General features: G+C 60.2%; 13 protein-coding genes. 4 read left to right on the top strand and 9 right to left on the bottom strand.

The features are described 5' to 3' along the window. Nucleotides 1-7: 7 nt before the first annotated feature. Together QK296_RS01740 and QK296_RS01735 are read right to left on the bottom strand one after the other, a co-directional pair. Nucleotides 8-985 carry an asparaginase gene (locus QK296_RS01740; RefSeq protein ID WP_094773996.1) on the bottom strand — a complete coding sequence of 326 codons (978 nt, stop codon included), beginning with the start codon at nucleotides 983-985 and terminating at the stop codon, nucleotides 8-10. A gap of 76 nt (nucleotides 986-1,061) precedes the next feature. Then, nucleotides 1,062-2,507, bottom strand: a complete 1,446-nt coding sequence (locus QK296_RS01735; protein WP_003195697.1) for an alanine/glycine:cation symporter family protein — start codon at nucleotides 2,505-2,507, stop codon at nucleotides 1,062-1,064. A gap of 396 nt (nucleotides 2,508-2,903) precedes the next feature. Here QK296_RS01735 and QK296_RS01730 point away from each other — a divergent pair, with 396 nt between their 5' ends. From QK296_RS01730 to QK296_RS01715, 4 genes are all read left to right on the top strand, one after another. Then, the gene (locus QK296_RS01730; protein ID WP_240520818.1) at nucleotides 2,904-3,134 is read left to right on the top strand and encodes a DUF3077 domain-containing protein; all 231 of its coding nucleotides are present in this window, start codon (nucleotides 2,904-2,906) and stop codon (nucleotides 3,132-3,134) included. A gap of 228 nt (nucleotides 3,135-3,362) precedes the next feature. Beyond that, complete coding sequence (locus QK296_RS01725; protein WP_094773997.1) at nucleotides 3,363-4,775, top strand: PAAR domain-containing protein; 1,413 nt, start codon at nucleotides 3,363-3,365, stop codon at nucleotides 4,773-4,775. Then, nucleotides 4,772-5,161: a hypothetical protein gene (locus QK296_RS01720; RefSeq protein WP_094773998.1), complete on the top strand. Its 390-nt coding sequence runs from the start codon at nucleotides 4,772-4,774 to the stop codon at nucleotides 5,159-5,161. Before QK296_RS01725 ends, QK296_RS01720 begins: the two co-directional genes overlap by 4 nt. A gap of 53 nt (nucleotides 5,162-5,214) precedes the next feature. Continuing rightward, on the top strand, nucleotides 5,215-5,604 hold the full coding sequence (locus QK296_RS01715; protein ID WP_094773999.1) for a hypothetical protein: 390 nt from the start codon (nucleotides 5,215-5,217) through the stop codon (nucleotides 5,602-5,604). Nucleotides 5,605-5,728: 124 nt separating this feature from the next. Here QK296_RS01715 and QK296_RS01710 read toward each other — a convergent pair whose 3' ends face one another. From QK296_RS01710 to QK296_RS01680, 7 genes are all read right to left on the bottom strand, one after another. Continuing rightward, complete coding sequence (locus QK296_RS01710; protein ID WP_282390533.1) at nucleotides 5,729-6,955, bottom strand: hypothetical protein; 1,227 nt, start codon at nucleotides 6,953-6,955, stop codon at nucleotides 5,729-5,731. A gap of 450 nt (nucleotides 6,956-7,405) precedes the next feature. After that, entirely contained in the window at nucleotides 7,406-8,365 is a 960-nt protein-coding gene (locus tag QK296_RS01705; RefSeq protein WP_282390532.1) for a PDR/VanB family oxidoreductase, read from the bottom strand. After that, nucleotides 8,362-9,396 carry an aromatic ring-hydroxylating dioxygenase subunit alpha gene (locus tag QK296_RS01700; RefSeq protein WP_003195686.1) on the bottom strand — a complete coding sequence of 345 codons (1,035 nt, stop codon included), beginning with the start codon at nucleotides 9,394-9,396 and terminating at the stop codon, nucleotides 8,362-8,364. Before QK296_RS01700 ends, QK296_RS01705 begins: the two co-directional genes overlap by 4 nt. Before the next feature lie 19 nt (nucleotides 9,397-9,415). Next, a complete protein-coding gene (locus tag QK296_RS01695; RefSeq protein ID WP_003195684.1) occupies nucleotides 9,416-9,643 on the bottom strand; it encodes a recombinase-like helix-turn-helix domain-containing protein in 228 nt (75 codons plus the stop codon). 25 nt (nucleotides 9,644-9,668) lie between these two features. After that, complete coding sequence (locus tag QK296_RS01690) at nucleotides 9,669-10,811, bottom strand: FAD-dependent monooxygenase (RefSeq protein ID WP_034134088.1); 1,143 nt, start codon at nucleotides 10,809-10,811, stop codon at nucleotides 9,669-9,671. 13 nt (nucleotides 10,812-10,824) lie between these two features. Next, the gene (locus QK296_RS01685) at nucleotides 10,825-11,790 is read right to left on the bottom strand and encodes a VOC family protein (RefSeq protein ID WP_003195680.1); all 966 of its coding nucleotides are present in this window, start codon (nucleotides 11,788-11,790) and stop codon (nucleotides 10,825-10,827) included. After that, nucleotides 11,787-13,283: an aldehyde dehydrogenase gene (locus tag QK296_RS01680; protein ID WP_169912817.1), complete on the bottom strand. Its 1,497-nt coding sequence runs from the start codon at nucleotides 13,281-13,283 to the stop codon at nucleotides 11,787-11,789. Before QK296_RS01680 ends, QK296_RS01685 begins: the two co-directional genes overlap by 4 nt. Between the last annotated feature and the right edge of the window lie 5 nt (nucleotides 13,284-13,288).

The following is a 13,288-nucleotide window of genomic DNA, read 5'->3' as shown; positions in this document are numbered from 1 at the left end:
ATGCCGGTCAGCTCAGCTCGCCGCACAGGTCCAATTCCACCAGGCGGCGGATTTCTGCGCTGTCCAGCCCCGCGCCGATCAAGGCGTTGAGCTTGCCGAAGGCCGCTTCTCGGGTCATGCCGCCGCCGGACAGTACACCCACGCTGCGCAGGCGGCTGCCGGCTTCGTAGACATCCAGTTCCACGCCGCCTTCATGGCATTGGGTGATCGCGACCACCACCACATCCTGGTCCTGCGCACGCTGGAGACTGGCCAGGAAGGCTGGGTTGTCACTTGGGCCGGTGCCGCTACCGAAGCACTCGAGCACCAGGGCCTGGATGCCGCTGTCGATCAGTGCATCCAGTTGCGCGGCAGTGATGCCAGGAACCAGCGGCAGGACACCAACGTTGGCCGGGGCCTTGTCGTTGCGGTAGGCCAGCGCGGCGGGAAGCTTGTCTGCCAGCGCAACACCGCCATTGCGTTGCAGTGCGGCAAACGGGTTGCGCCCAAAACTGCGAATTTTCGCGCAGCGAGTCGGCGCCATCAGCGCGCCGTGGAAGTACAGGTGCACACCCGGCTTCAGGCCTTCGCCCAAGGCCGTCAACGCACCGCTGACGTTCTCCCAGGCATCGCTATCCGGTACACCCGCTGGCAGCATCGAACCGGTGAACACCACCGGCGCCGGCAGGCCCAGCAGTTGGAAGCTCATGGCCGCCGCGCTGTAGGCCAGGGTGTCGGTGCCGTGCAGGATCAGCACGGCGTCGCAGCCGGCATCTACCGCCTCGACCACGGCGCTGCGCAGGCGTTGCCAGTAGGCAGGGTTCATGTTGGCGCTGTCGATCAGTGGCGACATTTCTTGGAAGCGCCACGCGGGCAGGTCTGCGCCGGCAAACTGTTCACGCATGCGCACTTCAAAACCAGACGCGGGCGCCAGGCCGTTGGCGCTGGCCTGCATGCCAATGGTGCCGCCGGTATAGAGCACCATCACGTTATTAGCTGATTGCATCGAAAATCTCCTGAACGAAAAACGCCGCCGGGCCCAGAGCATGCCCAAGGCCGGGCGGCGTGTCATCTAGCTGCGATTAACGTTGCGCTTGAGCGCTCAGTTCCGCTGCCGGGGCCGTTTCGGTTTTCACCGGGTTGGCCGGCCATGCCTTGCGGTCCAGGTCCAGGTCGGGGAACTGGCTGGAATCGAACACCGGAGTCTTGATGCCCGCCGCGCGCTGGTTGTCGTAGTCATTGAGGATGCGCATGGCAATCTTGAACAGGAACGCCAGGGCGAACAGGTTGACGAACGCGAGCATGGTCATGGTGATGTCGGCGAAGGCGAATACCGTGCTCAGGTTCTCGATCGAGCCCCAGAAAATCAGCACCAGCACCAAGGCGCGATAACCCATCAGCACCTTGCGGTTGTTACCGACCAGGAAGCGCAGGTTGCTCTCGCCCAAGTAGTAGTTGTACATGATCGACGTGAACACGAACAACGCCAGGGCCACCGAGATGAACATGCGGCCCCAGTCACCCACTACCGCCGCCAGGGAGTTCTGGGTCAGGGCAATGCCGTCACCTTCAAAGCCTGGGGTGTAGAAACCGGACAGCAAAATCAGCAACGCAGTACAGGTGCAGATCACGAAGGTGTCGAGGAACACGCTGAACGCCTGCACCACGCCTTGGGCGATCGGGTGTTCTACCGACGCCACTGCCGCTACGTTAGGCGCACTGCCCAAGCCTGCTTCGTTGGCGAACACGCCGCGCTTCACACCCATGATGATCGCACTGCCCACCAGGCCACCGAAGGCTTGGTCGAGGCCGAACGCGCTCTTGACGATGGTCGCGAGCATGGCCGGTACATGGTCGAATTGCAGCACGATCACGTACAGGGTCACGGCGATGTAGACCAGGGTCTTGACCGGCACCAGCAGGTCGGCAATCGAGGCGATACGCTTGATCCCGCCGATAAACACCAGGCCCAGCAACACCGCCAGCGCAAGGCCGGTGTAGGTGGTGTCGAGGCCGAAGGCGTTGTTCAGCGAGTGCGTTACAGCGTGGGCTTGCAGGCCGTTGAAGGCAAAGCCGAAGGTCACCAGCAGCAGGAACGCCATGACCATACCCAGCCAGCGCTTGTGCAGGCCGTGCTGGATGTAATAGGCCGGGCCGCCACGGTAGGTGCCTTCAGCGTCGGTGCGCTTGTACAACTGGCCGAGGGAGCACTCGATAAAGCTCGAAGACATGCCCACCAGCGCGGTAACCCACATCCAGAACACGGCACCCGGGCCACCCAACGTCACGGCAATGCCGACACCGGCGATGTTACCGGCACCCACGCGGCCCGCCAGGCTGAGCATCAGCGCCTGGAACGAGCTGAGTTGGCCGGCGCTGCTCTTGAGGCTGTCTTTAAACACCGAGAACATGTGGAAAAAGTGACGCAATTGCACGAAACGCGAGCGGATCGTGAAATAACCGCCGAGCCCGACTATGAGCACGATCAGTACTTTCCCTGAGAGGAAGTCGTTGATGACTTCGAGCATGGAGTGTTCCTCGCTGATTTTTCTGATGGCAAACGCAGGACGGTCCGACGCATCGCTCGGCACCAGGCAGTGCACGACGCTCGATCCCCATCCTTTTGCGGGTGTTGTTATTCATGCGCTTTCGCGGTGTACCCGGGCCTCGTTACCGACGGCCGCAGACGCGAAGAGGGGCGGCACTATACCTAGGTGTGCGCCAGCCGTCTGCAAGGGGCGTAATTGACCGAGGAACGGTCAATAGGAAAAGGCGCGCTGGGGCTGATAAATATCTTACCTGGGGCGAGGGAGCTTGCTCCCGCTGGACTGCGCAGCAGTCCCATTTTCCGGGGGCCGCTTCGCGCCCCAGCGGGAGCAAGCTCCCTCGCCACAACAGCCATTTGCCACCGGTCGCGAGGGCGCGTGCATAGCGTTAATCTCTGCGGCGTCGCTGCTCATCAGCAATCGGGCGTGGAAGCCCTCGAACACGCCTCCCACGTGCTCTACTACGCCAAAATGCTCTCCCTTGAAGCCGCCATGGACCCAAGAACCGAGAAGTTCGCATTCGCCTCGCACTACCTGGGCGAAATGGGCAAAGCCATCATCGATGACCTGCTGCTGGCGATGCAGCCAGGCACTTCACCTGCGCAGTAAGTAATACGCGCCCGGTGCACGGCATCGGGCGCCGAAGCCCCGTCAGACTTATACGACGAAACTCCCGGAATCGTCCGACTTTACCCTCAGTAAATCCCTCTCCAAAGTTTGGCTTGCCACTGACTTTCTCGTTCTCGTTTACCTCGGTTGAATGCATCACGCATCAATTTTCTTATTCGAGACGAGAAGGAAAGTGTGGCCAAAACGACTTGGATAAGGGGCAAGACAATGAGCAAAGGACACTATGTTGTTTTAGGTGACCAAACGACGTGCGGCGGGCGAATTCTCGAGGGTGATCCGACATTCAAGTTACATGGCCTTCACCGTGTTCTGGAAGGTGCTCGGGTCACGTGCGGAAATCATGCAGGAGATTTCCGGATTCTAGGCGGCATTTCCAATATGAGACGCAATGGAAAGCGTGTTGCTGGCACACTGGACAGTGTCAGCAGTTGCCCCTGTGGAGCCCGGTTGATTCCTTCGGTATTAGAGGCCACCTACGAAAAGCGAGAAGCAGAATCGCCAGCGAGCCAGCGGGTTGCTCAACCGAACGAGGCACCTGTAAACGGTAACCCCATAACGCCGTCTCAATCTGCTTTCACGCCTTCTAGTCGTACAGTGCCAACGGCATTCAATAGCGTGCAGGGTCAGGAACCAGGTTTCTACATCGTGCCCAAAAGCATGAGCCGCGAGGCGCTGGAGGCCACACTTTTTCCGACGCTCGACCCGGCTGTGATGCGCAAGTTTCAGGTACTTAACCCCAATACCGGCAACGTCAAAGCCGGCTCGATGATCGTGCTCAGTGATCCGAACAACACCTCCTGCACTTATCAGGAAGCGCAACTGATGCAGGCTGCAAAACAAGTCAGCGCATCTCTGGATTCCCTGACGCCCGACGAGGCCGACTTTCTGTATCGCCACGGTGCTGAAATCGCCGGTTTCATCGGCCAGACCTCAACCTGGTTAGGTGTCAGTGCGGTGGTGATGGAAAAGCACCTGAGCAACCTGCGAGACACGCTGCAGGCCATGGAGCGGCTGCATCAGGACAGCTATCGGCAGCATGGGCACCTTAGATCACCGCAGTTCTTTGCTGATCGCCAGCGGTTGATGAATCAGCTGGATGCTCATCTGCTCAACTCCACGCGCCTGCGCGGCCAGACAACCTTGGGCGATCACCCCAAGTTGAAAACGGCCCTGGGTATATCCAGTCGCAGCTTGGTGCATCACTGGGACAAGGCCGGTGGGCCGGGGCAGATTCCGGGGTATGCGGCTCATGTGGAGGCGGTCAGCCGTGCGACGAAGTACATGAAGGCGGGTGGTTATATTGGTATTGGCCTTGGCGGCGTGTCTTCGTTGCTGGCTATTCAGCACGTTTGTAATGGGGGCTCTGGGGCGGCTTGCGAGAGGGTCAAGTTTACAGAGGTAGGAAAATTTGGTGTTTCTACTGGTGTTGGCGCGTGGGGAGGGAGCGCAGCCCGAGTTGCCAGTGGCCCGATTTGCTTTGCGCTGGGCGTTTCCACAGGCATTGGAGGGGTTGTCTGTGTCGCAGCTGTTGTAGGTGCTGGGGCGTGGATGGGTACTACCGTCGGCGGTATGGGAGGCGAATATATGGGTGAGAAAATTTATGAAGCGACACAACGATGAATAGTATCGACACTTGGTCTCCCTGGATTGCAATCATTGTTGCCGGTGGCCCAGGCTTGTTGGCAGTTATGAATCTCGCATTCAGTTTGTACCTGAGCAACCGTTACATGGAGGCACTGAAGGAGGCGTTGAAGAATAGTCGTTATATTTATCTCTGGGGATTTGGACTGGGAAGAAAAGGCTTGATTTGGGCCCTTTTAGATATGGCAAAAATTACAGGCATGATAATGATGCCAAAGACGCACATTCGGATTGGTGATTTAGATCCTATTGATTATAAGCAGTTCCCTGTTTATCTTAAGTGTCTGTTGAAAGTTAACTTTATAATGATGATTGCTGTTGGTGTATGGCTGGTTGTATTGTTTTTTCTGCTGAGGTTCAGGTAGTGTTATGAGAGAAATTCATTTATGGGAAAGTTGACTTATGAAATTAATCAACTATGACCAGTATCGACACTTGGTCACCTTGGGTTGCGATATTTGTGACTGGGGGGCCAATTATTCTTGGGGTTGTGAGCACTGCATACACTCTTTACCTGAGCCACCGTCACTTGGAAGCCATGAAGGAAGCCCTGAAGAATAGCCGCTACATTTATCTATGGGGGCCAAGTTTGGGGAGACGGGGCGTGATTTGGTCTCTTTTGGAAATAGCGAAAATCGCAGGAATGGTCACATGGTCAAAAGCGTATATCCGAACTGGAGATGTAAACCCTGTTGATCTTGAAAACTTTCCGCCCTACCTGAAACGTCTTTTGTTCATTGATGCAGCGATGAAAATCGTTGGTTTTAGCTGGATTATTATCGTGGGCGTATTGCTGAAACTGAAGTAGTGGGTGATTGATAATGAGGCCGCCCCCTGTGTGAGCGGGCTTGCTCGCGAATGCAGTAGGTCAGTCAACGTATGCAGTGGCTGATATGGCGCATTCGCGAGCAAGCCCGCCCAGGGGTTCTAGGTCAGAAGTAGTAACCGATATTGACGTTGGTGCGGTAATACCAATCGTTGCTACCCACCGAATTGGTGCTGGTAAAGCCGCTGCCATTCTCCGCCCCGCCGTAGGGGTTGGCATTGCGCGCCCAGGTGAAGTCGACCCAGGCCATCACCGGCATCGCCAGGAACTGCGCGCCCACGGTGAACATCTGCGAGTCGTCCCAGGCGCTTTTGTCTTTCATCATCCGGCTGTAATCGCTGTACAGCTTGATCTTCTTCAGTTGCCCCAGCCGTGGCGTGTGGATGTCGTAGCCGACGTTGAGCGAGGCCAGGCTGGCCTTGGAGGCGATCAGGTACGCAGGCGTCAGGCCATTGCCGCCCATCAGCACCGAGTCGTTGCTCACGCCGCTCGGGTTTTCGGGGTCGTATTCGTAGCGGATGGCTTGGGTGGTGACGGTCCACAGGCCCTTGCTGATGATGGCGTGCACGCCGGCGGCCCAGTAGTCGCCATTGTCTTTGGTAGTGGCGTTGTACAGTTGGGCGGTGGCGAGCGAGGCGCCGACTTCGGTCTTCCAGCCCTCGTTGTTGAAGGTGCGCGCCACGCGGGCGTTGAATTGGTTGCGCTTCTCGTTGTCCTGGCGCGACTGGGTGAAGGCAATCGCGTTGTCATTCAAGTCGGCGTAACGCCCCACTTCCGGCGAGTAACGCAAATCGCTGGGCAGCATGCGCGGGAAGTAGCCGAGTTGCACGTCCCAATCCTGATCCTTGTAGCTGTATTTGAGGCCGGTGCCGGCACTCACCGCGTAGCCCATGAAGAACGGCAGGTGGTAGCTCCAGCCAAATTGCGGATAAGGCTCCAGACCGAAGGGTTTGAACGGCGCCCCCAGTTGCAGGTTGGAGTTGGGATTGAGCCGATAGCCCACGAACCCGCGGTCAATGGAACGCTTGCCGTCATCCTGGAACCAGTAGCCGATATCGCTGTAGAGGCTCTTGTAGGTGGCCTGCACATCCAGACGGAACGTGTCGAACAGAAACCTGCCGTTGTTTTCGGTGGTGTCCCAATGCTCGTCGCGATAGTTGGTACGCAACGCCCCGCCGATGTCCAGGCTGCTGTCGCCGCTATCGCTGCGCCAGGAAATATGCGGGAAAGGTTTGTTGGCGGCGTTGGCCCGTACCGGCTCGGAAGGAATGGATTCTGCGGCGAAACTGCTGAAACTGGTAAACATCAATCCTGCACACAAGACGCGCTTCATAGAGACCTCTCTACCGGGTGATCGGCAACACTCGTCCGCTTGCCTTTAAAGGCAACTAAGGAGGGAGCGGGTCTTACCGGGTTTAAGTGTTGGTTCTTATTGTTTTATCGGCGAAACGCCGTTTAATCAGTGAATGCACAGGAGTAGAGCAGGAAGTGTGCCAGGCGGCTTGTTAGTTAATGCTTTATAAAAACATCATTAAAAACAGTTGTTTATATGGGAAACAAAGCGGTTTGTATAACCCGTGAAACAACCTGTAAGTGTGGTAACAAAGTTGCCCGTGATAGGTGCGTATTTATTGCACGCTGCCAATGAAACGGGCACTTTTCGGGTGATCCTGTAGGAGCGAGCTTGCTCGCGAAAAACGTTAACGATAATGCCTGCACCCTGGAATAACGCGGTGCCTGGACGTTCTTCGCGAGCAAGCTCGCTCCTACAAGGGGTGGGGGGTTAGAGGTCTAGCACCAAGCGTCGGCTCTTGCAGCCTGAAACGCACACCATCATCGACTTGTTCGCAGCCCGCTCGGCCTTGGTCAGCACCCCATCGCGGTGGTCGATTTCGCCTTCCACTACCCGCGTCTCGCAGGAGCCACACACGCCTTCGCGGCAGCTGTGATCAATGTCGCAACCCGCCTCCAGCAGCACATCCAGCAAACTCAAGCCAGGTTCCACCGCCAGGGTTTTGCCGGACCTTTTCAGTTCAACGCTATAACTGCTCTGGGCGTCTTCGCTGGGCGGCAGTTCGGCGGCGGCAAAGCGCTCGATGTGGGCATGGGGATAACCCAGGCGCTCACAGGTACTTTCGAAAGCGTCGAGCATCGGCGTCGGGCCGCAGCAGTACAGATGGGTATCCGCAGGTTGGTCGGCGAGGTAGGCGGCCAGATCGGGCGGCACGCCTTTTTCGTCATTGAAGTGGTAAATCACCCGCGCACCGAGTCCGCCCAATTCTTCTACCAATGCAGCTTCCTGGCGTGAGCGGGCGCAGTAGATCAACTCGGCGGATTTTCCCAGCGCCAGCAACTGGCGGAACATGCAGTAGATCGGCGTGATCCCGATGCCACCGGCCACCAGCACACTGTGCCTGGCGCTCAGGTCCAGTTCGAAGTTGTTGCGAGGCGGCGAGATCGACAACGGCATGCCGACCCGCAACTGGCTGTGTACATACTCCGAGCCGCCACGGCTGTTGCGGTCACGCAGGATACCCACCACATAACGCCCACGGTCGCCGGGCGAATTGAGCAGCGAATAACTGCGCACCAGGCCGTTGGCCAGGTGCAGGTCGATGTGCGAGCCGGCGTCGAACGGCGCGAATACGGTATCGCCCAAAGGCCGCAGTTCGACGCTGATGATGCCTTCGGCTTCATAGCGCAGGGTGTGGACGCGGGCGTTGAGGAGCGCGGCTTTGTTCATGGCAATTGCTTCGCGTCGATCAACTCGAGCTGGGCTTTGGCGGCGTTCTTCAGGTACCGCCGCAGCCGCACCACGCCCAAGTCGTGCTGGTAGAGGTTTTCACGCTGATTGGCATCCGGCTCCATGAACTCCAACAGTACCCGGTCTTGTTCCAGTACCGCCCAATGCCGCGCTTCCAGGCGGTTCTTGTACAGAAACCGCCAGGTGTCGCGCTGCCAGCCGGTCAGCGGGCGGCAGCGCCAGTGGAACGCGGCGGCCAGCGAGCGGCTGCTGGGGGTGTAGCTGCCGATGATGGTGAAGTTGCCGCCGGGGCCGCCGGTTTTCGGGTAGGGGATTTCCAGGCGCAGCCAGTGGCAGCCGTTGTCCACGAACTCGGTCCAGTCGAAGTTCACGCCGCGCTGGCCTTCCTTCTCGAAGAAAAAACCGGTGTCGGTGTCGCGGGTGACAAACTTGGCGGTGGCTTCGCCTTCGCTCATCGAGTGCGACATCTTGTGCAGGTAGGTGCCGTGCATCGGGTCCATGACGTTGTCGATCACGTAGCGATAGTCGCCTTTCCACTCGGTGTAGCAGACGAAGCTGCTCCACTCGGGAGAGGTCAATTGTTCGGGCAGCACCAGCTCCGGCGCAACGTCCAGGTGCGGGTCGGTGGCGTTGAACAAGAAGATCGCGCCTGCGGCTTCGCGGGTGTGGAACATACGCGTGGGCCGGCTGCCTTCCAGTTTGCAGCCGGGGCTGCCGGGTACTTTGGTGACGGTGCCGTCGCAGCGCACTTCAACGCCGTGGTACGGGCACTGCAGGCGATCGCCCAGCACCGGCCCTTGGGACAGCGGGGCGCCGCGATGGGGGCAATGGTCTTCCAGCGCATGAACGCTGCCATCGTTGTCGCGCCACAGGGCAATCTTGTAGCCCAGGCGTCGTATCGACAGCGGCTTCTCACCCAAAAGGTCCGACGGCAATACCGGGAACCAGAGGTCTTTGAGGCCATTGGCCAGATGCTGTTCAACAGGGTCGACGGTCAATTGCATGTTCATTTTTATTCCTTCTGCCGGGTCATTCGCCCAGCCGGGCCATCAGGGTTTTGTAGGCATCTTCGGTCCACTCGCCGCTGGTCAGCGGGCACGGCGGGCCGGCCAGGTTCAAATGCGCGAGCAGGGCCGGCAGTTCGGTCACGCCACTGCCAAACGCGCGCTCGATGGAGTCGCCCAGCAACTCTTCGAACTGGGTGTTGGGTCGTTTACGTGCCTGATGGGGTTGCAGGTAGGGTTCGTGAGTACTCATGGTGTTGACCTCCGTACAGGTGTGTTCAGGCTGCGTGAGTTGTTGGGACGCCCCAGGCGTCGTAGCCGTAGACCCAATCGGCATTACCGCCGTCCTTGAGCCACTGGTTGCCCCGCGAGCCGATCTGGATCTGGCTGGTGCGTTCCAGGCGCGCTTGCTGGTAAGCCTGCAACGCGCCGGCCACCGAGGCCTGGCTGTCGAGGTCTTGCAGGTAGCGGGCGAGCACCACCGCATCTTCGATGGCCTGGCCGGCGCCCTGGGCCATGAACGGCATCATCGGGTGGCAGGCATCGCCCAGCAGGGTGATCGCGCCCTTGGACCAGAACGGCAGCGGGTCACGCTCATACAACGCGGTCTTGAGCACATCGGTGCAGGCATCAAGCAGGGCGCGGGCGTCCGGATGGAACGCCTGGTAGTGGCTGCGCAGCTCATCGGCATCGCCGGCGCTGGTCCACGACTCTTCGTGCCAGCTGTCCTGGGCGGTGGTGGCGAAGATGAAGATGTCTTTGCCCTGGTTCAGCGGGAAGGTGACGATCTGGCTTTGCGGGTTCGGCCCCCACCATTTGGTGAACGCCTGGATGTTCGGCACGTGCGCCACCTGTTCGGCCGGTACCACCGCGCGATAGGCCACCACTCCGGTAAAGCGCGGATGCTCTTCGCCAAACAGCGCGCTGCGCACCACTGAGTGGATACCGTCTGCGCCAATCAGCACGTCACAGCGGTGCTGGCTGCCATCCTTGAAGTGCAAGGTAATGCCGTCGTCAGCCTGTTCTATCCGTTCGGCACGCTTAGCGAACTGCACGTTGTTCAGCGGGAACACTTCGGCCAGGGCCGCGAGCAGGTCGGCGCGGTGGATGGTCAGTTGCGGCGCGCCGTATTTTTGTTCGGCAGCATCGGACATTTCCAGGCGCGAGGTTTCCTCGCCGGTGTCCCACATGCGGCTGATGCGGTGCGTGGGGCGAGCGGCCGGGATGCGTACGGCGGGGCCAATGCCCAGGCCATCCAGCGCACGGACCGCGTTGGGGGTGAGGTTGATATCGGCACCGACGCGCAAAAAGGCCTTGGACTGTTCGAACACGGTGACCTGGTGACCGGCGCGATGCAGGGCGATGGCGGCGGTCAGGCCGCCGATACCGGCACCGGCGATAGCAATATTCAGGGAAGGCATGGGCGACTCCTGCTCAAGGTTTGGGTTTGTCGGTGAGGAACTTGCCTTGCGGCGCTTCGACGTGTTGCTGGCGCCGGGTGTTGCCGTCGATACCGCCAGCAATGGCCCATTCAGCGAAGACCGTAGGGCCGGGCTCAAAGGTGCGTGGCTGCCATTCGCCGGTCAGTTGGTCTTCATCGGCGTAGTACTCCACCAGCGCGCCGGCCGGGTTCTTGAAGTACCAGAAAAACGCCGAAGACACCGGGTGGCGGCCCGGCCCGATTTCGGTCGGCCAGCCGCTGCGGGACACATGCATGCCGCCGCCAAACACCTCATGAACGTCGCGCACGGTAAAGGCCACGTGGTTCAGCCCCGCCCGTGGTGCCGGCAGTTGCAACATGAACAGGTCGTGGTGGCCGCCTTCTTCGGCGGTGCGCAGGAAGGCACCGCGGTCCGGGTAACGGTCCGAGGCCTGGAAGCCGAAACGCTCGTGGTAGAAGGCTTCGCAGGCGTTCACGTCCTTGACGAAAAACACCACGTGGCCGACTTCAATCGGCGTGGCGCGCTCATAGATCGGCGCCGCCTTGTTGATCCGGCCCTTGGTCTGCCAGGTGTTGTGGCCGCTGCATTCAATCTCCAGTTCACGCTTGCGCGTGACTTGCAGGCGGATCGCCAGACCGTTGGGGTCGGTGCAGCCGATGCGCCCGTCACATTCGACAAACCCCGGGTCATTGGCGATGCGTTGGCTGTACAGCGCCAGGTCGGCGGTGCTGGCTACGCCCCATACCACTTCGCGCACCGTGGAGCCGGCTTCGATGGCCGGCGGCAGGCCCGGCTTGTTCAGGTCCGCAAGCACTACGCGACAGCCGTTGAGGGTCTCGAACACCACCTCGTCCGATTGCGCGCTGACTTGGGTCAGGCCCCAGTCGCTGAAAAAACGTACGCAGGTGTCCAGGTCCTCGACGCCGTAAGTGACTTCATCAATACCTAAAACGCTCATTGCGCTACCTCTCGTGGCACACCGGCCCAGGCCAGTGGCTGTTCGTTCATGCCCCAGTAGAGGCTCTTCTGTTCCATGTACTGCAGGATGCCCAGGCGACCTTTTTCGCGGCCCAGGCCGCTGTCGCGCCAGCCGCCGAAAGGCGTGGAGATCGAGAACTGCTTGTAGGTGTTGATCCATACCGTACCGGCCTGCAAACGCCGGCCCAGGGCCCAGGCGCGCTTGTAGTCACGGGTCCAGATGCCGGCGGCGAGGGCGTAGACGCTGTCGTTGGCCTGCTCCAGCAGTTGTGCTTCGTCGTCGAACGGCATGGCGACCAATACCGGCCCGAAGATTTCCTCCTGGCACACTTGCTGGTGGTTGCTCAGGCCCTCCAGGATGGTCGGCGGATAGAAGTAACCCTGGTCATACACATTACCGCTGGGGCGCTGCCCACCCAGGCGCAGGCGCCCACCTTCGGCCAGGCCGAGGGCGACGTAACGCTCCACCGATTCGCGGTGGCTGGCGCTGATCAACGGGCCCATCTGTGTATGCTCGTCGGCCGGGTCGCCCACCCGCAGGTTCGCGGCGGCAGCGACCAGGCGCTGCATGAACGGCTCGTACAAGGCGCGGGCGATGAACAACCGGGAGCCGGCGATGCAGGCTTCGCCCGACGAACTGAAGATGCCGTACAGCACCCCGGCCACCGCATGCTCAAGGTCGGCGTCCTCGAGGACGATGGTCGGTGATTTGCCGCCCAGCTCCAGGGACACCGGCATCATCTTGTCGGCGGCGATATGGGCGATGTGCTTGCCCGTGCGCGTACCACCGGTAAACGACACGCGCTTGATCAGCGGGTGGCGGGTGAGCGCATCCCCCAGCAACGAACCCTTGCCCGGCAACACGCTGATCAAACCCTTGGGCAGGCCGGCCTCTTCACACAGACGCGCCAGGCGCAGGGCCAGCAGCGGGGTGATTTCCGCCGGTTTGATCACCACCGCATTGCCCGCCGCCAATGCCGGAGCGACCTTCTGCGCCTCGCTGGCAATCGGCGAGTTCCACGGGGTGATCGCAGCGACCACGCCCATCGGCTCATACACGCTCATGCTGATGAAATCACCGCGTGACGGGGTGATGGTTTCTTCCAGGGTTTCGCAGGCCGCGGCGAAGAACTGAAAGGTGCCGGCCGCACTGGCTACCAGGGCGCGGGTTTCATTGATCGGTTTACCGTTGTCCTGGCGCTGCAGTTGCGCTAGCTCTTCGCTGTGCAGGCGGATCAACTCGGCGATGCGATACAACACGCCGGCCCGCTCGTGGGGTTTGCGCTGGGCCCAGCCGCTGTGCAAAAACGCCTGGTGCGCGCCCTGAATGGCTTCTTCCACATCCTGCAGGTCGGCGGCATTGAGCCAGGCCACGGCTTCGCCGGTGGCCGGGTAGCGGCTGGCATAACGCTCGCCACGGCCTGGGCGCCACTGGCCGGCGATGCAGATGGGTAATGTCTGTTCGGTGTTCATCGACG

The organism is Pseudomonas sp. AL10 (assembly GCF_029960685.1).
Lineage (GTDB): Bacteria > Pseudomonadota > Gammaproteobacteria > Pseudomonadales > Pseudomonadaceae > Aquipseudomonas > Aquipseudomonas lactis.
This window is presented reverse-complemented; position numbering and strand designations above follow the sequence as displayed.